This is a genomic window from Mycobacterium sp. (assembly GCF_035623875.1).
In the GTDB taxonomy this organism is placed as follows: domain Bacteria; phylum Actinomycetota; class Actinomycetes; order Mycobacteriales; family Mycobacteriaceae; genus Mycobacterium.
The window spans coordinates 1-22,001 of sequence record NZ_DASPSP010000140.1; the positions used below are offsets into that span (position 1 = coordinate 1).

The 22,001-nt window shown below is 64.5% G+C and carries 21 protein-coding genes; 14 read left to right on the top strand and 7 right to left on the bottom strand.

Annotation, left to right across the window (positions count from 1 at the left end; translation table 11 throughout):
• Positions 1-64 precede the first annotated feature (64 nt).
• Together VEI45_RS11320 and VEI45_RS11325 are read right to left on the bottom strand one after the other, a co-directional pair.
• On the bottom strand, positions 65-937 hold the full coding sequence (locus VEI45_RS11320) for an alpha/beta fold hydrolase (protein WP_324853141.1): 873 nt from the start codon (positions 935-937) through the stop codon (positions 65-67).
• A complete protein-coding gene (locus VEI45_RS11325; RefSeq protein WP_324853143.1) occupies positions 934-2,481 on the bottom strand; it encodes a bifunctional 3-(3-hydroxy-phenyl)propionate/3-hydroxycinnamic acid hydroxylase in 1,548 nt (515 codons plus the stop codon). The genes VEI45_RS11320 and VEI45_RS11325 overlap by 4 nt, the downstream gene beginning before the upstream one ends.
• A gap of 96 nt (positions 2,482-2,577) precedes the next feature.
• Here VEI45_RS11325 and VEI45_RS11330 point away from each other — a divergent pair, with 96 nt between their 5' ends.
• The 4 genes from VEI45_RS11330 to dmpG are packed head-to-tail and all read left to right on the top strand — an operon-like array spanning position 2,578 to position 5,969.
• On the top strand, positions 2,578-3,210 hold the full coding sequence (locus VEI45_RS11330) for a TetR/AcrR family transcriptional regulator (protein WP_324853145.1): 633 nt from the start codon (positions 2,578-2,580) through the stop codon (positions 3,208-3,210).
• Positions 3,207-3,995 (top strand): 2-keto-4-pentenoate hydratase, encoded by a 789-nt coding sequence (locus tag VEI45_RS11335; protein WP_324853147.1) that lies wholly within the window; start codon positions 3,207-3,209, stop codon positions 3,993-3,995. Before VEI45_RS11330 ends, VEI45_RS11335 begins: the two co-directional genes overlap by 4 nt.
• Before the next feature lie 7 nt (positions 3,996-4,002).
• The gene (locus VEI45_RS11340; protein ID WP_324853149.1) at positions 4,003-4,959 is read left to right on the top strand and encodes an acetaldehyde dehydrogenase (acetylating); all 957 of its coding nucleotides are present in this window, start codon (positions 4,003-4,005) and stop codon (positions 4,957-4,959) included.
• A complete protein-coding gene (gene dmpG, locus VEI45_RS11345; protein WP_324853152.1) occupies positions 4,956-5,969 on the top strand; it encodes a 4-hydroxy-2-oxovalerate aldolase in 1,014 nt (337 codons plus the stop codon). Before VEI45_RS11340 ends, dmpG begins: the two co-directional genes overlap by 4 nt.
• A 69-nt stretch (positions 5,970-6,038) precedes the next feature.
• On the opposite strand, the gene VEI45_RS11350 is transcribed toward dmpG, so the two are convergent.
• Positions 6,039-6,638 carry a helix-turn-helix domain-containing protein gene (locus VEI45_RS11350; RefSeq protein WP_324853154.1) on the bottom strand — a complete coding sequence of 200 codons (600 nt, stop codon included), beginning with the start codon at positions 6,636-6,638 and terminating at the stop codon, positions 6,039-6,041.
• A gap of 322 nt (positions 6,639-6,960) precedes the next feature.
• On the opposite strand from VEI45_RS11350, the gene VEI45_RS11355 reads away from it, so the two are divergent.
• The 10 genes from VEI45_RS11355 to VEI45_RS11400 all read left to right on the top strand — a co-directional run bounded on the left by VEI45_RS11355 (position 6,961) and on the right by VEI45_RS11400 (position 16,379).
• Positions 6,961-8,745 (top strand): FAD-dependent monooxygenase, encoded by a 1,785-nt coding sequence (locus VEI45_RS11355; protein WP_324853156.1) that lies wholly within the window; start codon positions 6,961-6,963, stop codon positions 8,743-8,745.
• Positions 8,746-8,762: 17 nt separating this feature from the next.
• Positions 8,763-9,884, top strand: a complete 1,122-nt coding sequence (locus VEI45_RS11360) for a VOC family protein (protein ID WP_324853158.1) — start codon at positions 8,763-8,765, stop codon at positions 9,882-9,884.
• Positions 9,881-10,816, top strand: coding sequence for a fumarylacetoacetate hydrolase family protein (locus VEI45_RS11365; RefSeq protein ID WP_324853160.1), 936 nt, complete (start codon positions 9,881-9,883; stop codon positions 10,814-10,816). The genes VEI45_RS11360 and VEI45_RS11365 overlap by 4 nt, the downstream gene beginning before the upstream one ends.
• Positions 10,817-10,829: 13 nt before the next feature.
• A complete protein-coding gene (locus VEI45_RS11370) occupies positions 10,830-10,976 on the top strand; it encodes a hypothetical protein (protein WP_324853162.1) in 147 nt (48 codons plus the stop codon).
• 15 nt (positions 10,977-10,991) lie between these two features.
• Entirely contained in the window at positions 10,992-12,290 is a 1,299-nt protein-coding gene (locus tag VEI45_RS11375) for an NADH:flavin oxidoreductase (RefSeq protein ID WP_324853164.1), read from the top strand.
• Positions 12,290-13,054 carry a hypothetical protein gene (locus tag VEI45_RS11380; RefSeq protein WP_324853166.1) on the top strand — a complete coding sequence of 255 codons (765 nt, stop codon included), beginning with the start codon at positions 12,290-12,292 and terminating at the stop codon, positions 13,052-13,054. Before VEI45_RS11375 ends, VEI45_RS11380 begins: the two co-directional genes overlap by 1 nt.
• Positions 13,051-13,818, top strand: a complete 768-nt coding sequence (locus tag VEI45_RS11385) for a hypothetical protein (RefSeq protein ID WP_324853168.1) — start codon at positions 13,051-13,053, stop codon at positions 13,816-13,818. The genes VEI45_RS11380 and VEI45_RS11385 overlap by 4 nt, the downstream gene beginning before the upstream one ends.
• Positions 13,815-14,741 (top strand): SDR family oxidoreductase, encoded by a 927-nt coding sequence (locus tag VEI45_RS11390; RefSeq protein ID WP_324853170.1) that lies wholly within the window; start codon positions 13,815-13,817, stop codon positions 14,739-14,741. The genes VEI45_RS11385 and VEI45_RS11390 overlap by 4 nt, the downstream gene beginning before the upstream one ends.
• Positions 14,728-15,525, top strand: a complete 798-nt coding sequence (locus tag VEI45_RS11395) for an SDR family oxidoreductase (protein ID WP_324853172.1) — start codon at positions 14,728-14,730, stop codon at positions 15,523-15,525. Before VEI45_RS11390 ends, VEI45_RS11395 begins: the two co-directional genes overlap by 14 nt.
• Before the next feature lie 182 nt (positions 15,526-15,707).
• Complete coding sequence (locus VEI45_RS11400; protein WP_324853183.1) at positions 15,708-16,379, top strand: TetR/AcrR family transcriptional regulator; 672 nt, start codon at positions 15,708-15,710, stop codon at positions 16,377-16,379.
• On the opposite strand, the gene VEI45_RS11405 is transcribed toward VEI45_RS11400, so the two are convergent.
• The 4 genes from VEI45_RS11405 to VEI45_RS11420 all read right to left on the bottom strand — a co-directional run bounded on the left by VEI45_RS11405 (position 16,376) and on the right by VEI45_RS11420 (position 21,830).
• The gene (locus VEI45_RS11405) at positions 16,376-17,686 is read right to left on the bottom strand and encodes a phytoene desaturase family protein (protein ID WP_324853174.1); all 1,311 of its coding nucleotides are present in this window, start codon (positions 17,684-17,686) and stop codon (positions 16,376-16,378) included. The two genes, VEI45_RS11400 and VEI45_RS11405, sit on opposite strands and share 4 nt — an antisense overlap.
• Before the next feature lie 18 nt (positions 17,687-17,704).
• Complete coding sequence (locus VEI45_RS11410; RefSeq protein WP_324853176.1) at positions 17,705-18,862, bottom strand: acyl-CoA dehydrogenase family protein; 1,158 nt, start codon at positions 18,860-18,862, stop codon at positions 17,705-17,707.
• A gap of 3 nt (positions 18,863-18,865) precedes the next feature.
• Positions 18,866-20,068, bottom strand: a complete 1,203-nt coding sequence (locus tag VEI45_RS11415) for an enoyl-CoA hydratase-related protein (RefSeq protein ID WP_324853178.1) — start codon at positions 20,066-20,068, stop codon at positions 18,866-18,868.
• Positions 20,069-20,138: 70 nt separating this feature from the next.
• A complete protein-coding gene (locus VEI45_RS11420; RefSeq protein ID WP_324853181.1) occupies positions 20,139-21,830 on the bottom strand; it encodes a class I adenylate-forming enzyme family protein in 1,692 nt (563 codons plus the stop codon).
• Positions 21,831-22,001 lie beyond the last annotated feature (171 nt).

Genomic DNA, 22,001 nt, shown 5'->3' on the forward strand with positions numbered 1-22,001 from the left:
CGCCAGTCGGCGAACCTGTCGGTCTCGATGACGATATAGCCGAGGTGCACGTTGCCGAAGATGTTCATTGGTCGAAAACCGAAGGTGTGTTGAGGAAGTCGGCGACAAGCCGGTTGAATAGATCGGCACGCTCCCACTGCATCCAGTGGCCGGTGCGTGAGGTCATGACCAACTCGGCGTTGGGCATCAGATTCACCAGCATCGGACCGCCGGCTGGGCGGTTGACCTTGTCGTCGCGACCCCACAACACCAGGGTGGGTGTCCAAAGATGCTTGAGACGGCTGTCGCGGGTGAGGTCCATGCGCCACAGGGTGCGCAGTGCCATCGGGCCGGACGGGCGGCGCAGTGGCGGATCCGCGACCACCTCGGGATCGAGCGAGGCGGCGTAGCGCAAGTCGATCAGGTCCTCGGGAACCGAAGCCCCGTCGTAAACCAGGTAGTTCCGGATGAACGTTGCCAGCTTGTCACGGCTGGGGCCGTCGCCGCCGTAGTACGACAGCAGTCTTTTCAGACCCGGTGTGGGCAGGCCGCGGGTCGTGCCGATCCCTCCGGGACCCATCAGCACCAGCTTGTCGACCCGGTGTGGTGTGTCCAACGCCAATCGCAGCGCGGCCGCGCCTCCATACGAGTTGCCGATCAAATGGGCTGTGGTGACGCCGAGTTCGTCGAGCAGCCCGCGGATCATGTCAGCGAGGTAGCCGAAAGGGTCGCACTGGTCGACGCCTTTTGCGGAGCGGCCGTAGCCGGGCATGTCGGGCACGATGACGCGAAAGTGCGGTGCGAGCGCGTCGATGTTGCGCGAGTAGTTGGATACTCCGGAAGCGCCGGGCCCGCCGCCGTGCAGCATGACGACGGCTGGGCCGCTGCCAGCTTCTGCGAAGAAGATCGGTTTACCGGCAACGTTGATGGTCTGCTCGATCAAGTTGGTCGTCGTCATGCGCTGGCTCCGGTCTTGGTCGAGGTAGCAACGATGTTGCCGGTGTAGCCGGCGGGTGGTGGCGGTAGCGGCTGGCCAGATTCGGCTGCGGCATAGATGAATCCGTCGGGGCGCAGCACCGCGGCCGCCGCTTTCCTGCGTCGCAGCCAGCGGATGAGCTCCGGTTCACTGATCTGGATCGTCGGGACACCCAGTTTCGCCCATTCTTGGGTGCCGCTCGGCGGTGGGCCGATGTGCAAAATGGCCCACTGCCCGCCGAGAGCGTCGTCAAGGCGCACCTGCGCGCCGTCACCGTCGGTCACCCAAGGTTGCGGGATCTGCCAGCCGACGGCACGGTGCCCGCCAGCGGTGAAGAAACCCTCGCGGTATCGGGCGTCGGGGATCCAGGTCAGCTTTTCCAGCCGGGAGCTCAGCGCGGGCAGTCGCAAAACCGTGCGCAGCAGATGGTTGCGCAGGAAGGCAATCGCGGGGTTGCGCTCGGTGATCACCCGCCCGGTAAGACAGGCGCGCCGGGTGACCTCGGTGACGTGCGGTTTGCGTTCGGCTTGGTAGGAGTCGAGTAGCGATTCGGGCGCCTGTCCCTTGAGGACGGCGGCGAGCTTCCAACAGAGGTTGGCCGCGTCGCGAACCCCGGCCGACATACCCTGTCCGATCCACGGTGGCATCGCGTGGGCGGCGTCCCCGGCAAGAAAGACACGGCCCACCCGCCAGCGGTCGGCAACGCGAACGTGGTGACTGTAGATGACGGCCCGCAGGATCTTGACGTTCTCGTCCGTGATGCCCTGGTCGTTCAACACCTTCCAGATCGCTTCTTCGCGCAGGAGTTCTTGCTCATCTTCGGTGTCGCGGGCGGGGTATTCCCAGCGGTGGTGGCCGAGCGGAGTCGGGCAGTCGACAGTTGGTCGGGCCGGATTGCAGTGGAACCGCAACCGGTCATGCGCATCCCATTCCTTGAGGACCTTGGTGTCGATGACGACCCAGCGCTCGGTGTAGGTGCGCCCGGTGTAACCGATCCCGAGCTGCCCCCGCGTCGGTGACGAGCCGCCGTCGGCGGCGATCACATAGGACGCGTTGAAGCGCCTGAAAGTGTCGGTGCGCAGGTCGGCCAGCATCAGCTCCACCTCGTCGCCCTTGGGCACGACCCGCAGGCACTCGTGTTCGACCAGCACGTCGACGTTTGAAAATCGCTGCACGCCCTCGCGCAGCACGTGATCGACCTGCGGTTGATAGAGGAACTGCTGCGGGGGATGTCCGGAGCCGCGCGGGCTGATCTTCAGGTCGATGAACGGCACACCGGCGGCGTCGACGAAATTCAGCGGGCGGTCGGGGAGCATGTCCTGCTGCAGCCGGTCGGCCAGCCCGACGGACTGCCAGATCCGCATGACCTCGTCGTCGGTGGAGATCGCCCTGGCGCGGCCGTAAACGTCCGGATCACGCTCGACCACAAGTACTTTCAGGCCGAGCTGGCCGAGGAGGTTGGCGGCGGTGGCGCCGGTCGGCCCATAGCCGATCACCGCGACGTCATAGGTATCTGGAGTGGTCACGTTTGTCTCTCATCGCCGAGGGGCTTGTTCTGTAGTGATCGCTACGGTAGTGTAACGATCACTACGGAGTCAAGACCTTGGGCAAGGAGAATTGAGATGGCGGGAAAGGACCAGCCGAAACGGCGCAAACGCGCCGATGGCGAGCTGTCGCGTGAGCGCATCCTTGACGCCGCCACCGAGATCGCCGCCGAGCGCGGCTACGAGGGCACCAGCATCGCCTTGGTCAGCGCGAAATGCGGCTTGCCGGCCAGTTCCATCTACTGGCATTTCAAGAACAAGGACGACTTGATCGCGGCGGTGATCGAGCGCAGCTTCGCCGACTGGCTGAAGGCGTGGCGGGTGCCCGATGAGGGCGCGCCACGCGACCGGCTGGTGGGTTTGGCGATGCAGATCGCGAAGGCCCTGCTGGATTCGCCTGACTTTATTCGGCTCGGTCTGATGTTGGCGCTGGAGCGCCGCCCGGTCGAGCCGCGGGCGCGGGCGATGTTTCTGCAGGCCCGGGCGCAGACCCACGACGAGCTCGTTAAAACCGTGCGGGGACTCACCCCAGGGCTTGACGACGCCCAGATACACCAACTAGTCACGTATGCGATTGCCGGCGCCGATGGGTTGTTCATTGCCAAGGAGATCGGCGGCGACGCGGTGGACTTGGTTGGGCTGTTCGACTTGCATGCTCAAGCGCTATTCGACACCGCAATGCGCCTGGTATCAGAGGCGGCTGGCCAATGACATTGACGGACAACGTGGTCCAAGAGGCCGCGGATCTGCTGTATGCGGCGCAGACCGGCCGCGCGCCGATCGGCCCACTCACCGGACGCTTTCCCGGCCTGGACGTTGCCGGCGCCTACGCGGTACAGCAGGTCAACCTTTCCCGGCGACTGCGCGATGGTCACACGCTGGTCGGCCACAAGATCGGCTTGACTTCCGAACCGATGCAAACCCTGCTCGGCGTCGAGGAACCCGACTTCGGCTACATCCTCGACGACATGGTGCTGACCAACGGCGCAGCGGTGGCCGCTGCCCGGTTCTGCGCGCCGCGGGTCGAACCTGAAGTCGCTTTCCTGCTTCGCGAACCGTTGCGCGGGCCCGGCGTCACCGTCGACGACGTACGCGCCGCGACCCAAGCGGTTGCCGTCGCATTGGAGATCGTTGACAGCCGCATCGCCGATTGGAAGCTGACGCTGCCCGACACCGTCGCCGACAACGCCAGCTCCGGAGCCGTCGTCGTGGGCGATTGGGTGCCCTACGATGACGGCCTGGACCTCAGGTGTGCCAGGGCGTCGTTGTGGCTGAACGGAACCGAGATCGAGTCGGGTGTCGGTTCGGCGGTGATGGGCGACCCGGCTGCCGCGGTCGCCTGGCTGGCCAACGCACTGACCGCGTTCGGCACCGAGATCTTGCCCGGCCACTTCATCATGTCCGGGTCGTTCACCTCGGCCGCCTTCGTTCATTCCGGCGATGACGCCTCCACCTCCATCAGCGGCCTGGGCACCGCGTCGCTGACCTTCACCTAGGAAAACCATGTCGTCACAATGCAAATGGCCGGTGGCCATCATCGGCTCCGGCAACATCGGTACTGACTTGATGATCAAAATCTTGCGTAGCGACGGTCCGCTGACCGTCGCCGCTATGGTGGGCATCGACCCCAACTCCGACGGGCTGGCGCGAGCCGCCCACATGGGCGTGCCGACCACAGCGCGCGGTGTCGACGGCCTACTGTCGATGCCCGATTTCGCTGGCATCCGAATCGTTTTCGACGCCACCTCCGCCGGCGCACACCGCGCCAACTCGGCCAAGCTGGCCGACACCGGGGTGCGTATGCTTGACCTCACGCCCGCGTCGATCGGGCCGTTCTGTGTGCCGGTGGTTAACCTCGACGAACACCTCGACGCGGCGAACTTGAACATGGTCACCTGCGGGGGACAGGCCACCGTACCAATCGTCGTCGCCGTCGCGCAGTCCGGGATCGTGTCCTACGCCGAGATCGTGTCGTCGATGTCGACCAAGTCCGCGGGTCCCGGAACCCGTGCCAACATCGATGAGTTCATCGAAACCACCGCTACCGCCCTGCAAGTCGTTGGCGGCGCACAGCGCGGCAAGGCGGTGATGATCCTCAACCCGGCGGATCCACCAGTGCTGATGCGCAACACAATCTATTGTCTGGTCGACGGAGATGCCGATCATCATCAGATCGAGACCGACGTGCTGGCCATGGTCGACGCGGTCAGCACGTATGTACCGGGCTATCGCCTCAAGCAACGGATCCAATTCGAGACCTTTTCCGCCAGCAACCCGCTGTACATCCCCGAGACCGGCAAGTTCACCGGCACCCGGGTCACCGTTCTCCTCGAGGTTGCCGGCGCCGCAGACTATTTGCCCGCCTATGCCGGCAACCTCGACATCATGACGTCGGCGGCCAAGGCCACCGCTGAACGCATCGCCACTCACGCCACCGAAACAGCCGGAGCGCCATCATGATCTACGTCAGTGACGTCACTTTGCGCGACGGCATGCACGCGGTGCGCCACCAGTACAGCCTCGAGCAGGCCGTGACGATCGCCGTGGCCCTTGACGCCGCGGGTGTGGACTCCATCGAGGTTGCTCATGGCGACGGGCTGGGTGGATCGAGCTGCATCTACGGGTTCGGCGCCCACACCGACCTGGAATGGATCGAAGCCGTTGCAGGCGCGGTGCGTCGCGCTCAGGTCGCCACGCTGGTGCTGCCCGGCATCGGCAGCCTGCGCAATCTGAAGGATGCCCACCAAGCGGGTGCCGCCGTCGTCCGGGTGGCCACCCACTGCACCGAGGCCGACATTTCCGCTCGGCACATCGCCACGGCGCGCGAACTGGGCATGGACACCGTCGGCTTTTTGATGATGAGCCACATGATCACCCCGCCCGCGTTGGCTGAGCAGGCCAAACTGATGGAGAGTTACGGCGCCACCTGCGTGTACGTCGTCGACTCCGGCGGTGCGATGACCATGCGCGGCGTTGCCGACCGTGTCGACGCTGCGCGTCAAATGCTGAATGCCACAACGGAAATCGGCATTCACGCCCACCACAACCTATCGCTCGGCGTGGCCAACTCCATCGTCGCAGTCGAACACGGCGCCAACCGCGTCGACGCCTCGCTGACCGGGATGGGCGCGGGCGCGGGCAACGCGCCGCTGGAGGTGTTCATCGCCGCCGCCGACCGGATGGGCTGGAGCCACGGTTGCGACCTGCACGCCCTCGAAGATGCCGCCGACGACATCGTCCGCCCGTTGCAGCAGCGGCCGGTGCGGGTCGACCGCGAGACGTTGACCCTCGGCTACGCCGGCGTGTACTCCAGCTTCCTGCGCCACGCCGAAACAGCCGCCGAACGCTTCGACATCGATGCGCGCACCCTGCTCGAAGAAGCCGGCCGTCGCGGCATGGTCGGGGGGCAGGAAGACATGCTCGTCGACATCGCACTCGATCTCACCGCCGACAAGGATCCGGCCCGGTGACTTGACCGTCACTCTAGGCCGTTCCAGTGGCGACCGCTGCGTCCGGCTTCACCGCGCTGGCGATCGCCGCTAGTTCAAGCGCGGTAGTTCGGCTGTGCAGATTTCATGTGCCTCGGCGGCCTCAATTCCCAAGGCGCGCAAGAGGAGCTCGGCAGTCGATGATCCGGCTTCGCGCCATGTCTGATGCCCCTCGAGGACCATCCACATCGCGCTCACGGTGGCGCCGAGGACCAGCGAGGCAACGCTGTCGACGCTCGACGGGCCGATCGCGTATCTGCCGGCAGCGACACCAGCACTGATGTCCGCCATGGGCGGTCCGGTCATCCAGGCCCGCAGCGACTCGTCGGACAGCCCGAACCTGACGGCGAAGCGGCCCATCATCGGGTTCTCATGGGCGTAGCGGACAAACAGCCGTACGCCGGTGGCCAGTCGTGCAGCCGAATCGTCGATGCCAACGAACGTTGCCGATACGCGCTTGTGCATGTCTGCGCTGAGTTCGGCGACGATGCGATCAAACAATCCCTCCATGGACCCGATGTTGCGGTAGAGCGTGCCGCGGGCCACATTCGCTTCTTGGGCCAATTCGCTGATAGTCAGCTGCGTCGTTCCCTTTTCAACGAACAGACGGACGGCGGCGTCACTGATCCGCTGATCCGTGGGTGTTGACATGCCACCTGGCCTCGAGTCGGTCCAACCGTTCTAATCAATGGTACATACATGTGCTATCGGTCCCTAAGGTGCTCTATTTTGAACACCCGGCTGGGTCAACGGTTTGCCGAGAGCGCCGTCAGACGACACGCTGACCGGCCTTCTCCCCGTCGGGTGGTAGCGCTGGTACGCGGTACCTGCGGTGTGGTTAACCATCGTCCGGCCGCTGAAGCGGCACATGTGGTAATTATAGAACAGTATTGACTTATATTGAACAATAGTGTTCAATATGGTGTCAGCGGAGTTCGTGAGAACTAGCGCATCACGACGAAGGGACGCGGCCATGGGCGTGCAAGCCACTACTGGGGCGCTGCCCGAGCCTGTCCCGGTTCTGATCGCGGGTGGCGGCCCTGTGGGTCTCACCTTGGCGCTGGTTCTGGCTCGCCACGGTGTGCCAGCGATGTTGGTCGAGCGCAATCCGTCGACGACCACCCACCCAAAAATGGACATCACCAACGGCCGCAGCATGGAATTGTTCCGCCACCTCGGTGTGGCTGAGGAACTGCGCAAAGTCGCTGTACCCGAGGATCATCCGTTCGACGTGTCATGGGTGACCAAACTCAGCGGCTGGGAGCTGGCTCGCTTTCGGTATCCCACCGTGGCGCAACGCCGCAGTCGTATCCGCGAGTGCAACGACGGCACGATGCCGCTCGAACCCGCCATGCGGGTGTCGCAGGTAGTGCTTGAGCCGGCGCTCAAAAACATCTTGGAGACTAGCTGCCCGCAGATCGACATTCGGTACGGCTGGGGCCTGCAGTCGTTTCGACAAGACGCCGACGGTATCGACGCCGTAATCCGCTGCACGGCAACCGGAGAAACCCGCAACGTCCGCGCCCAGTTCCTCGCCGGCTGCGACGGCGCAGGCAGCGTCGTCCGCGAGGGTCTAGGGATCAAGCTCGACGACATCCATCTGTATCGACTCGCGGCGCGTGAACTCGGCCCACGCCGCATCGTGTCGGCAGCCGTTCGCGCCTATCTCGACGACCGCGAAATGCCAATGGACGGCCGGGTCTATCTGATCCACTTCACCTCTCCCGACCGTCGGCTGCTCGAGCGGTTCGGCACGGCCTGGCACACCCAGTCCCCCGAGGGATGGACACTGATCTCGCAGAACGACCGCGACACCTGGACAGTGCACACCCTGCTGGGAGCGGGCGTTGACGCCGATGCGATCGACCCCAAGCAGTTCCTGTTTGCGCAGCTAGGGATCGAGTTCGACTGCGACATCGTCGTCGCGAACGCGTGGCGCCCGCGTCTGTCGCTCGCCGAAAGTTATGGCCGCGGCCGTGTCTGGTTGGCCGGCGACTCCGTGCACCAAGTCGTTCCGGCCGGCGGCTACGGCATGAACACCGGTGTGGGCGACGCCGTGGGCTTGGGGTGCGCGCTTGCCGCGATCCTTCAGGGATGGGGAGATCGTCGCCTGCTGGAAGCTTACGAAGTCGAGCGCCGGACCGTTGCCGCGCGCAATCGGACAGCGTCGGCGCGGCACACTTTGGTGCGGTTGGCGATCAAAACCATGCACCACAAGAAGATTCACAGCGAAGGCTGGAACGGGGAACTCAGCCGTCGACGCCTGGGTAGAGAGATCCTCGATCTCGGCAATCTCGAGAACGAGGCTGACGGTATCGAATTCGGGTATCGCTATGAGAACTCACCGGTCATCTGGCACGAGCCGCACACAGCAGCTGCGGAGCGCATGGACAGCTACACGCCCAGCACACTTCCTGGTGTCCGGCCGCCCAGCCTCTTCCTCGAAGACGGCCAGGCCATCTTCGACCTGTTCGGGCACGGCTTCACCCTGCTGCGATTCGATGACATCGACGTGGCCGACTTCGCCGCCGCGGCAGCCCAATGCGGGATGCCGCTCAAGATCGTCGATATTCGCGACGATCATGCCCGCGCGCTCTATCAACGTGGTCTCGTCCTGATCCGCCCCGACCACCATGTCGCGTGGCGTGGCAACACGGTGCCAGACCAGCCGAAGACCGTCATCGACCGCGTCCGCGGCGCTGCACCAGGATGGTCAGCCCGCACACCACTACCACATCTCGTCGGCTCGACCAACTGATCTGAGGTGACACCCCAATGAAGACCGCACACCAAGACCTGCACAGTGAGCAGGGTGCCCGACGAGGTGAGCATTCGGGCCGTTCGCGCAACCCGGTGATCAAGGTCAATGACCTCGCATGGCTGGAATTTGAGAAGCCTGACCTCACTCGGGCGGAGGCGTTCGCACACGCCTTCGGTTTCGCGACCGTCCTGCGCACCGAGACGGAGTTGCAGCTGCGTGGCACCGATCCGGGCACGCCGTGCGTGATCATCCGCCGTGGCCTAACCACACGGTTCAGCGGTATGGCGTTCCAAGCGCAGGACGAAGCCGACCTGCTACGCCTGGCGAACGCCACCGGCGCTCGAACCCGCCCGCTGCCCGACACCATCGGCGGGCAGACCGTCGACTTGGTCGACCCTAGCGGCATCCCCGTGCACGTCGTCGCTGGCACCCACCCGCTTGACCGGCTGCCCGCGCAAACTCCCCACACCCTGAACTTCGGCCACGACCTGAACCGCGTCAACGCGACGCAACGGCCGCCTCGGACGCCCGCCAAGGTGCAGCGACTCGGCCACGTCGTGCTGCAAAGCACCAAGTACGTTGCAGCACTTGACTGGTACCTCCACAACCTCGGGATGATCGTCAGCGACTTCCTGTTCTTCCCCGGCCAACGCGACCGTGGACCTACGATGAGTTTTATCCGCTGCGACCGCGGCTCGATGCCTGCCGATCACCACACCCTGGCGATGGCACTCGGCCCGTCGAACCGCTACATCCACTCGGCCTATCAGGTGTCCGACCTCGACGCGCTGGCGGCCGGCGGCGAGTATCTCAAAGACCATGGCTACCAGCGGTCTTGGGGGATCGGTCGCCACATTCAGGGCAGCCAAATCTTCGACTATTGGCGCGATCCAGACGGATTCATGGTCGAGCACTTCGCCGACGGCGACATGTTTGACAACACGCTCGAACCTGGATGGGCACCGTTTACCGCGTCCGGCCTCGCTCAGTGGGGACCGCCGGCCACCAGTGACTTTCTGGGCACGAGCCCCCGATACGTCCGCGGCGAAGCCCGCGCGATGTTGAGCGCCGTTCGCGGCGACAACGAATTCGATATCCACCGCCTCATCGGCCTGTTGAAAGTAGCCAGATCATGACCAGCTCGATTCTCCGCACCGCCGACACCTGGTGGGTGCAAACCGCCACCGGCGCAGCGCGCATCGACACCAAGGCCGCCACCACCGGTGAACTGCTCGCGGACCGCGCCGCGATCGACGCCGCCGCGAGCAGCGACACGGTGCCCGTCGACAGCCTCGTCCTGGTGTCTCCGGTGACGGCACCGTGCCGGGTCGTGGCGCAGATGACCAACTTCGCGTCGCACGCTAAAGACGCTGGCATGGACCCCAAGACACTTCCGCTGACGTTCTTTCGGAAGTCGTCGGCGTCGATCTGCGGACCATTCGACGACATCGTGAAACCCGCCCACGTTCGGTTCGTGGACTACGAGGTGGAGATCGGCTTGGTGGTCGGTCGAGATATCCCCGTCGGCACCACGATCTCCGAATTGAACTGGGCCGACTACATCGCCGGGCTGGTGGTCACCAACGACGTGTCGGCCCGCGACATCCAGCTTCCGCAGACCCAGTTCTACGAAGCCAAGTCCTACCCGACGTTCACTCCGGTCGGGCCGGCGCTGGTGCTGCTCGACGCGGACGAGCTGAAACGTTTTGGTGACCTTCGGCTTCGTCTGCGCGTCAACGGTCAAGTGCGCCAGAACATGCTGGTGCAGGGTGACATGCTGTACACGCCGCTGCAGGCATTGCAGTCGCTGAGCCGGTTCCAAGATCTGGCCGCCGGCGACGTGATCATGACCGGCACCCCGATCGGCACCGCACTGAGCGCCCCACCCAAGCCGATCGAGATCATCGGCTCGTTGCTGCCGCCGGCGATGAAGTGGAAGGCGTTTTTCAAGCGGCAATCAAACAACCCCAACTACCTGCGCGATGGGGACGTTGTGGAGGCCAGTGTGGCGACCGACGACGGCTCCATCGACCTCGGCACTCAGCGAAACACCGTGAGGTACGGATGACGACGGATCTGCTGTGGCCACCAAGTTGACTATCGCGGTACTGCCGGCCATGTATCCGGAAACCAACGAACCCGCAGAGGATTTCGCCCGACGCGTCGAAGCCTCGATGCAAACCCGCCGCGACGAACTCGTCATCGACCGCAAGCCCATACTGGGCTGAGAAAGAAGAGCACCGATGATTGCCAGTTCAGGCAGCCCACTGCTGACACCACTGCAGATCGGGTCGCTCACCGTTGCAGGACGACTGTTCAAGTCGGCAACGAGCGAAACGCGTTCTACTGATGATGGATTCGTCACCGACGAACTTCTTGAGTTTTACGAACCCATGGTGCGTGTCGGCACGCCGCTGATCGTGACCGGCAACCTGTACGTGTCACTTCAGGGCAAGTCCGCCGGACGGCAGGCCGGCATTGACGACGACGACAAGAAACCGGGTCTGCGTGAGTGGGTGCAGCTCGCGCACAGTGGCGGCAGCCTGCTTATCGCACAGCTCAATCATGGCGGCCGCCAGATCGTCGAATCCGCTGTAGCCGGCCAGCCGACGGTTTCAGCGTCATCGGTTCGCGAACCACTGTTCGGGACCAAGCCGCGACCTCTGCGCGGCGACGAAATACCCTCACTGGTCGAGACCTTCGCGGCCGCTGCGCAGCGTGCGCAAGATGTCGGGTTCGACGGTGTGCAGATCCACGCCGCCCACGGTTACCTGCTCAACCAGTTCCTGACTCCGCACACCAACCGGCGCACTGATGGCTACGGCGGCAGCCTCGACAACCGGATGCGAGTGCTACGCGAGGTGTACCAGGCAATACGCATCCGCGTCGGCGATGATTTCCCAATCCTGTTGAAGATCAACGGCACCGACGCGCTCCCCTTCCGTCGAGGGGCGACCACCGCCGAACTCGTCCGGGTCGCCAAGATACTGCAAGACGAAGGACTTGATGCGGTCGAGGTTTCGCGAGGGCACTACGAATCATGGCCGGCGACGGTTTTGGGTCACTACAAGGGCTTCATCAAAGCCGAAGTCACGGAGGGCTCGGCCGCTAAGCTGCCGCTCTATCGCCGCGCGGCGATGCGGGCCTTCGCTCCGGTGATCGAGCGGGCTGCCGAACGCCTGGCGCCGGGCAGCGAGGGATTCAACCTGCCGCAAGCCGAACAATTCACGGCCCAACTCGACATTCCGGTGATCTGCGTCGGCGGCTTTTACACGGCGGCGGGTATGGAATCCGCCATTGCCACCGGCCGCTGCGACGCGGTCTCAGCAGCGCGGGCATTCATCGCTAATCCCTTTCTTTTCCGGCATATTAAGGTGCCGATCCCCGATGCTCCGGTATGCGGGTTCTGCAACGTGTGCATCGCGCTCCACGGCGGAAAGCCGATCGACTGCTACAGCGACGAGATCCGCACACACAAGCAGTTCATGCTCCGCGGGGCAGACCCAGCCGCATCCGAGCCTGTCGAGCGTGGGAGCCTTTGATGTCTCTGCCGATCCGCACCACCTCGGGGCTCTACCCGCTGCGTCTCCGCGCCGATCTTGCACGCGACGTCGCGTACGCCTACTGGGCCGGTCCGCACGCCGAGATTGCCGGGCGCCTGCCAAACCTGATGGAGTACAACCAATATCACTTCTCAGCGACAGATAACGGATACTGGCCAGCGACCCCTACCGTCGGCACTATCGTCCCGCCGGACTGGCCGATCGACGGAATGACCGAGGTGCGTCTACCCGGGGTCATCGGCGCTCTTCGCGTACCGCTGCATATGCGCGAGGTGTACTTCGACGAGCAGAACGTCTTCGAGCATTGCCTGAGTCACCTGACTGGACCCGGGGGTGGCCGCTGGTGGACGACCGGCCACGACGACTCGATCGGGCACCGCACTGTTCTGCTGGTCCGCCGGCGCAGGGGTGTCTCGGGCCGGTCCTTCCGCGCATTCATTCACGCTCAGCTGGGCCCCGCGCTGCACACCGCCGGAGCGCACGACCTGCGGACCTACACCTTTTTGCCCCTGGCAGCCAGGGCGCAGACGACATTCGCAGTGTCTCACCAGAATCCGTCCCACCGGCGCTATCACGGAGCGGTCGTGTTCGGCGCCGGTACCCGCGCTGAGGTCGATGACATCATCGCTGTGCCGCGAGTTGCCGCCGCTGTGAAGAACCAGCACCTGACGTGCACTGCCGTCCATGCATTTGCTGTCGATCGCACCGTCCCGGTGATCCGCATGGATTCGGGCCAACGATGATCCGGCCCATTCGCACCACGTCGATGGTGTCGCCGCTGATGCTACGAAGCGACCTGGCGCGAGAAGGGGCCACCACCTACTGGGCAACCGATCACGCCGAGAAAGTCAAAAAGCTTCCGAACCTGGTCGAATACAACCAACGGCTCTTCTCGACCACCGACCACGGGTTCTGGCCGGCGACACCGGGCGTTGGCACCACGATCGCCAAAGCATGGCGCGTCGACGGCTGTTCCGAGATTCGTTTCCGCAGCGCGGTCGCGATATTGATGACGGGCCTGCGCGCGCGCGAGGTCTACCTCGACGAGCAGAACGCCTTCGAAAGGGTGCTCGGACAGCCGACCGGACCCGGTGGCGGTCGCTGGTGGACCGACGGCTTCGATGACACGGTCGGGCATCACGTGGCACTGCTGCTGCGCCGACGGCGCGGGGTGCGCGGCAGTGTCTTTCGGGCGTTCGTGCACGAACGGATCGGACCGGCGCTCTTTGCCGCGGGCGCGCGCGATCTGCGCACCTACACCTTCCTGCCCTGGACGCGGTTGGCTCATACCTCACCCGGTGTCGCGCACGACAACCCGCCTGCGCGTCGCTATCACGGCGCGGTGATGTTCGGTACCGAAAGCCGCGCGGCCGTCGACAGCCTGCTCGGCTCGGCGCAGGTCGCGGCACTCGTCGCCGATCAGCACACCGTCCTCACCGCGTTGCATGCGTTCAGTCTGGAGCGCACGGTACCCGTCATCCGCGCGAACTCGAAGGGGCAGCGATGAAAAGAATCCGCTCGAAGAAATCGCCTTCGGCCAAAGTGACGTTTGACGGCGTATCGGTCGCGGTGACCGGTGGCGCCCACGGCATCGGCCGCGCCATTGCCGAGCACTTCGCGCGGTCGGGCGGCCGCGTCGCGATAGGCGACCTCGACGTTGCGGCGGCCCAGAGCCTGGCGGCTGAACTCGGCAATGGCGCGATCGGCGTTGAACTAGACGTCACCAATGAAGCATCGTTTGCCGCGTTCCTCGACATCGCCGAGAACGTCAACGGGCCGCTCGCCGTTCTGGTCAACAACGCCGGCATCGACTGGATGGGCCGATTTCACACTGGCTCAGATCAGGATTCTCGCCGTGAGGTGGCAGTCAACTTGATGGGCCCGATCATCGGCTCACGGTTGGGGCTGCAGCGGATGCTGCCGCGCCGCTGCGGACACCTGGTCAATGTCGCATCAGCCGCCGGTCGGGTACCCCAACCCGGAAGCGCCGTGTACACAGCCACCAAACACGGGGTCGTCGGGCTGACCGAGTGCCTGCGCCTGGAATACCGCGACAGCGGCGTGCGCTTTTCCCTCCTTCATCCGGGATACATCCCCACCGCGATGACCGAGGGAACCCGCCGGCCGTCGCGGCTGCTTCCCACCGCCACCCCGGACGACTGCGCCCGTGCGGTCGTCGACGCGGTGGCGCACAACCGTTTCGAGGTGTGGTCCCCGGCCAGCCAATGGATCGGCATCAAACTCGGCCATCTAGTCGGCCGCGCCGTACGCGAGCGGGTGCTGCTCGCCATGGGCATCGGCAAAATCGCCGACGACATGGATCAGTCGATGCGGGCCAATTACTACCAGCGCGCATTTGGCGAAAACGCTGAACCGGAGTCTCTCTCGCAACGCGTCCACGAAGAAAGGTCCGAACATGACCCTCTCTAAGCCCACGGCGACAAGTACCGCCGTCGTCACCGGCGCCTCGTCGGGTATCGGCGCCGACATCGCCCGGGAACTCGCCGACCGCGGCTACGGCGTCACCCTGGTCGCCCGACGCGAAGACCGACTGCGCGACCTGGCCGCAGACCTAGCCGGCACGGTCCACATCGAAGTCATCGCCTGCGACGTCGCCGATGCGCAACAACGGGCGCGCCTGTTCGACACCATCGCCGAACGCGGCTTGACGGTGGACATCCTGGTCAACAACGCCGGCATCGGCACGGTCGACACGGTCGCCCACTCACCGGTCGAAGCCGAAATCGCACAGGTGCGAGTCAATGTCGAAGCGGTCATCGACCTGACCACACGCGCGGTGCAGCAGATGGTGCCCCGTGGACGGGGCGCGATCCTCAACGTCGGATCAGCAAGCGGCTTCCTGCCCACCCCCGGCCAGGCCGGATACGCCGGAACGAAGGCGTTCACACACATCTACGGCGAAGGGCTACGCGGCGAACTAGCCGGCACCGGGGTCACCATCGCGACCCTGTGCCCTGGCCCGGTTCGCACTGAATTCCTCACCGCTGCTGGCGTCGACGACAAGGCCGTCGCGCTGCCGAAGTTCATGTACATGCCGAGCCGCGACGTGGCGCGGATCGGCATCGATGCACTCGAACACGATCGCGGAGTTGTCATCCCTAATTGGCCCACCCGAATCGCCACCCGGCTAGGCCAGCTCGTGCCGCGACGCATCCTTTTACCGATGCTCGCTCGCCAACACGGGCTGCAGTGAGGTGACGCACGCGACTACGCCACCTGCACGACGGCGATGTCGTCGAGACCTCCGTCGGCACCGACGACGGCGTGATCGACCTCGCGTGCAACGCAACTCTGTCAGGTACGCCTGAGCGGATGTGCTTGTGCGGGAATCGCCACAGCAATTTCGCATATAATCAAATCGTGACTAAAAAATCGGTGGTGCAGCGGAACGCGGCCCCCGACGATACGCTCTCCAAGTCGGCGCGCACCCGTAACCGTATCCTGAATGCCGCCGCTCACGTTCTCAGCGTGAAGGGCTATGCCGGTACTCGCCTGTCCGATGTCGCCGAGTGCGCGGAGCTGCAGGCACCGGCGATCTACTACTACTTCGCGTCCCGCGAGGATCTCATCGAAGAGGTGATGTACGCGGGGATCGCCGAAATGCGTAAGCATTTGCAGAGCGTGTTGGACGCACTGCCGCCGGACACCTCGCCGATGGACAAGATCCTGGCGGCCGTCGAGGGACATCTGCGCCATCAGCTGGAGCTGTCGGACTACGCCTCGGCAACGATCCGCAACGCGGGGCAGATTCCGGACCGATTGCGCGCACGCCAGCTCAAGGAAGAGGCTGGTTACGGCCGGATCTGGCGGCGCCTGTTCGATGATGCGCGCGCCGACGGTCAGCTCCGGGACGATCTGGACACTCGGATCGCTCAGTTGTTGGTGATCGGTGCGTTGAACTGGTCCGCGGAGTGGTTCGATCCGCACCGCAGTTCGGTGGACACCATCGTGTCGAATGCTCAAGTATTGGTGCGCAACGGACTCAGCCCGGCGCCGTCCGCGTCGCCTATCACCAAACGCGCCCGAAAGACCGCAGCAGCACGCTAACCGGCAGTGAGCTGGTGGGCTGCGATGATCTTGTCTACCACCAGCTGTGCCGTTTCGGCGCACGCTGTGGTGCCGCCGTTGGCGTACTCCTTGACCGCATCGCCGACGTTCCACAAGCCCGCGAATGGGGTGTCGGAGGGTAAATCGAAGCCCGCCACTGCCCGCTGCGGCGGCCAATCATCACGGGTGACTGCGACATTCAGGATTCTGGCGCGCTCGTCGAAGCGGTCGATGTTGTCGCGCAGGTCTTGCAGCAACAGCTCGATCTCGGCGGCGTCGTCGAAATCGCCGATCGACGGCTTGGGCACCGCGGTGCCCACGTAGAGGTTCCATCCCGGCGGCGCCATCTCGGGGCACATGTCGGTGAAGTTGGCGATGTAGGCCAGCCGCTGCGAGTTGGCAAAGCTCAACATCCCTGGCACGTCGACCAACCGCTCCTGGCTGGCGAAGTTGACCGAGATCATGGCAGTGGGCCGGTCACCCTTCTTCACCAGATCCTGGTAATCGGCCGGTACGTTCTCCTCGCCGAGCAGCTTGACCGTGGCCGCCGGCCCGATGTCGCTGACGACGACTGGCGCGTCCACGGTGATCGTCTCGCCGTCCCGGATCACCTGTACGCCGGTCACAGTCGCGCCGTCGGAAACAATCTTGACGACCGGCGTGGACAGCCACACTTGACCGCCGTGCGACTCGATCGCGCTCGCCAGGCTGCGCCACAAGCCGATGGTGCCCTCCGGGTGGAACCCGAACCGTTTGAACGCGCTCTTGCGGGTGAAATAGGTGAGGAACACCCGTGCCGGCAGATCCTCGGAACCAACCGCGAAGATAGATGCGCACATATTGCGGAAGATGCCATGCACGCCTCCGTTTTTGGTGTACCGCGAGACCCATTCGGCGGTGGAGATCTCGTCTTCGGGCAAACCCGAATCGTTGCGCGCCGCGCCGATACCCTTCACCAGCTTGGCGCCTTGGCGGGTGAGCTTGCTCAACAAGAACCCCCAGCCACCGCCGGTGACGTCGACGTCCTTGCCGCCGATGCGGTACAGCAGCGGCGGTTTGGGCTCCCGGATGTCGAACGGAGCGCCGACCTCCTCGCAGGTCTGTTGGGTAATGCCACCGACTTCGATGACGATGGCACCGTTGTTGACCTTGAAACCGTCGATGTCGTCGGTGGAGGCCCGACCGCCGACCTTGTCGAGCCGTTCCACCACCAATGTGCGGTAGCCGCGGTGTGCCAGGCGTGCGGCGGTGAACAGCCCACCGGCCCCGGCTCCGATCACGGCGACGTCGAATTGCGTTGTACTCATGAAGATTTCCTTCGAGACTTAGTAGGAGCGCGGCAGGCCCAGTGACGACTGGGCGACGAAGTTCAGCACCATCTCTCGGCTGACCGGGGCGGTGCGCATGAGCCGCGTCACGAACCACAGCTCGGACAGTCCGTATTCATGCGACAGCCCGTTGCCGCCGTGGGTCTGGATCGACTGGTCGAGCGCTTTGAGCGCGGCCTCCGAGGCGGCGAACTTCGCGACATTGGCGGCTTCGCCCGCAGGTTCGCCCGCGTCGAAGAGGTCAGCACTGCGAGCCGTGGCCATCCTGCTGAGCTCAACGGCGATATGCGCTTCCGCCAGCGGGTGGGCGATGCCCTGATGTGCGCCGATCGGCGTGTCCCATACGCGTCGTTGCTTGGCGTAGTCGACGGCCTTGCCGATCGCGTACCGTCCGATCCCACCGCACAAGGCGCCCACCAGGATTCGTTCCGGGTTCAGGCCGTCGAACACCTGCCGCAGGCCGTTGCCCGCGACGCCGATCAGCGCATCCTCGCCGACGTCGACATCGTCGAGAAACACGGTGAATTGCTTATCTGGCGACACGATCGAGGTGTCGATCTGTTGATAGGTCAAGCCGGGGCTGTTTGTCGGCACCACGAACAGCGAGAGCGCGCTTTTCTCCGGCGTCGAGTGGTCGGCATCACGGGCCACCACCAGGATCGCGTCAGCCTGATCGACCGCCGAAATGTAGTACTTCGAACCCGATATCGTCCACCCGCTGTCGGCGCGTCGCGCGGTAGTCTTCATCTTGTGGCTGTTGGAGCCGGCGTCAGGCTCGGTGATACCGAACGCCATGATCTTGGTTCCGTGGGCGATCACCGGCAGCCAGCGCTGCTTCATGTCCTCCGAGGCATGGTGGGCCAGGATGTTGCCGCAGATCGCCGGCGAGATGACCCAGACAAGCAACGGCATGCCATGTGCCGCAAGTTCTTCGACGACGACGACGGCTTCGGCCATGCCTGCTCCCCCGCCGCCGTATTCTTCGGGCAGGTGTAACCCGAGCAGTCCGGCGGCCCCGAGGTCTTTCCACAGTTCCTCGATGCCACCGCCGGATCGGCCGCGTTCGGTGAAGTACTGCACCCCGTAGCGCGAGGCGATGCCGGCCACGCTCTCACGAATTGCCCTGTGCTCCACAGAGTCCTGGATGAGTCCCATGTGCTACCTTCCGGTGAATTTCGTACGGCGCTTGGCCGCGAAATCGTTGATGGCCCTTGCCGCGTCCGTCGTGTCGCCGATATGGCGGAGTGCCTCGGTCTCGGCTTGCAGCTGCGTCGACATGTCATTGCGCCATGCGTCGCGCAGCAGAGCACGCATTTGTGCGAAACCCCGCGTGGGTCCATCAGCCAGCTCTCGCGCCACCGCCTCGGCGCGGCTACGAAGTTCCTCGGCGGGCACGATCTCGTTGATCAATCCCCATTCCAACGCCTCTGCAGCGTCGATCGGCCTATTGCGCAAGTAGGCCTCAGCGGCACGACGAGCACCGATCAGTCTGGGCAGATACCACGTTCCGCCGCCGTCTCCCGAAAGCCCCAGTGCGGCAAAGGCGGTCACGAATTTGCTGTTTTCGGCGGCGATGACCAGATCCGCAGCATACACAAAGCCCAGCCCGCCGCCGGCGACCGCGCCATGGGCGGCGGTGACGATCGGTGCGTCGATACGACTCAGGACGCGGAACGCTTCGTGGAAGGGTGTGGTCATCTGCGCAAACAGCGCGCCGAAGCGTTCGCCGGAGCGGGCGAGGAAGTAGTCGATGTCGCCGCCGACGGTCAGCGCGGGGCCGTTGCCGCAAATGAGCACCGCCCGAATCGAGTCGTCGGCGGCGATGCGGCGCGCCACATCGAGAGTTTCCTCTGCCACCTGCATGTCGATGGCGTTGCGGACGTCCGGACGGTTCAGGCACACGGTGGCAACTGCGTCGGTCACTGCGTAGTCGATAGTCTTCAGTTCCGCATCGCCGCCGAGGGCCTGCACCCATGCCGCGCTGTCGGTCAGCTGGTGCAGTGACACGATGCGCCTGTCATCGGCGAAGGCGATGAGATGGATGAATGCCGCGTCCAGGCGGTTGCCCGACTTGCGGCCCTCTCCGCGGTAGTGACCAGCCACGAACAGTCTGCCGTCATCGAGAAGGCGAAACTCCTCCGGCTGCGCCTCTACCTTGTAGTGGCGTCCAATTGTCCACCACAGGTCACGCTGCATTGCCTCAGGTCCGTCGTGTCGTCCGCCCATGTCGAGCGGAAGGCCGTCGGTGGCGTAACCGACGAAGTCCGGATGCAATAGCATCGACAACGCCGCACGGTCCCCAGCGGCGAGTGCCCGATAGAGCTGTCGAGCCGTCGACACTCGGTCGTCGAAAGCGTTCACCTCACGGTTCCCCTTAACAAAAATTAAAAAGTGTGGACGTGATCTAGAAGTAGTGCCGCCGATGCTATCATCATTTTCTATTCTCCGTTAAATTTGGTTGCGAACCAGCTGAGGCGCGGAGCTGTTGCACGAGTCGAAACTTCTGGACCTTGCCCGTCGGCGTGGTCGGCAGATCGTCCGCACGGTAGAAAACCACGCGTTTAGGGACTTTGAACCTCGCGAGTTTGGCACGGCACACTGCCAGCACATCGGCCTCGGTGATAGCGGCACCCGGAGCCGGAACCACGACGACACAGCCAATCTCACCCCAACGTTCATCGGGTAGCCCGATCGCGAACACCTGGCTGATCGCGTCGTGGGCGGCGAGGACATCTTCGATCTCCCTGGGCATGACGAGCTCTCCGCCGCTCTTGTAGAGCTCCTTGCTGCGCCCGGTGACCTGGAGGTTCCCATCATCCCGCACCAGGCCCAGGTCACCGGAATGCAACCAGCCGTTCCGCAGCGTCGCGGCGCTGTCGTCGGGCCGATTCCAGTACCCCAGCATCGTGGTGGGCCCGCGCGACACGAGCTCGCCCTCCTCGCCCGGCCGCAGCGTGGCGCCGCTTTCGGGGTGAACCGCCTTGTACTGCACAAGTGCATCCGTTCCCGGGACCCCGGCCGAGCCGGCAATCTTCGGGCGCCCCACGGTGTTTGAGGTGAGTTCCAGGGGATCCTCCGGGCGGGTCAGCGTCATCGCCCCGCCGGCCTCGGTCATCCCGTAGCCGGTGACGATCTCGCTGACACCGAATTCGGCCTGGATCCGTTCCCACAGCCAGATCGGCGCCGGCGCCGAACCGCACAAGATCGCCGTGAGCGAGCTCAGGTCATAGTCGCCGCGCGCCGGGTGCTCGATCATCGCCACCGCCATCGTCGGCACGCACAAGATGTCGGTTGCACGGTGCCGCTGAATGCCCGCGAAGTAGCCATCGGCAGAGAAGCGTGTCTGCGGGATGACCGCCCCGCCAACGAAGCTGGCCGACAGCAGGCCTTCGACGTAGCCGAACATGTGGTAGCACGGCAACGAGAACAGGATCCGCCGACCATCCTGATAGGCCCGGGTCAGTGCCGAGGCGAAAGCGGTGCGCAACACCGCATCATGGGACACCAGCACGCCCTTGGGCGATCCGGTCGTCCCTGAGGTGTAGAGCATGTCGCCAGGTCCGAGCGGATCGACCGTGCGACCGTCGCTGGCACCACTGTTGCGCTCGCCCAACGCGGCCAAGCCCTCCACCGTCAGCATGCCAGGACGCGCCCGGCCGTCGGTGTCGAGCAGCACCAGCGTGGGCGGATCGGGTATGCCGTCGAGCATCGCTTGGTAATCCTGGTCGGCGAAACCCGTCATGGTGATGACGACTCGGCATCCCGAATCCGCCAGGACGAAACGTAGCTCGTCGCTGCGATAGAGATAGTTGAGCGGAACGGCGATGGCTCCTGCCCGGGCAATGGCGAACTTGATTGCGACGAACTCCGGATAGTTCGCCATCACCATTGCCACCCGATCGCCCGGTCTGACGCCGAGGGATGCTAAACCATCAGCCAGGCAACGTGTTTCGGCCGAGATGTCAGCGTAACTGAGCTCGCGGTCGTCGGTGAGCACCATCGGCCGCTCGCCATGGCGTTCGGCACAGTCATCCAGCCAGTCCGACAGGGTGCGCGGCTGCCACACCGCGAAACGTCGCCGCAGCAGCTCGCGGCGAGCGTCGATGTCTGCTGTGGAGGTCATAGCTCCTGTGCGTTGCCGCGGACGATCGCGGCGCGTCTCACGAACCCGGCTCCTCAGCTTCACCCCGCCAGCGGCTGTGTGACGGGTCGAGAAGACCGGTGAGGCGTTCCTCGGACAGCCAGATAATCGTTTCGAGTTCCAGCGCGTCCAGAAAGCGGATCCTGCCGGTGC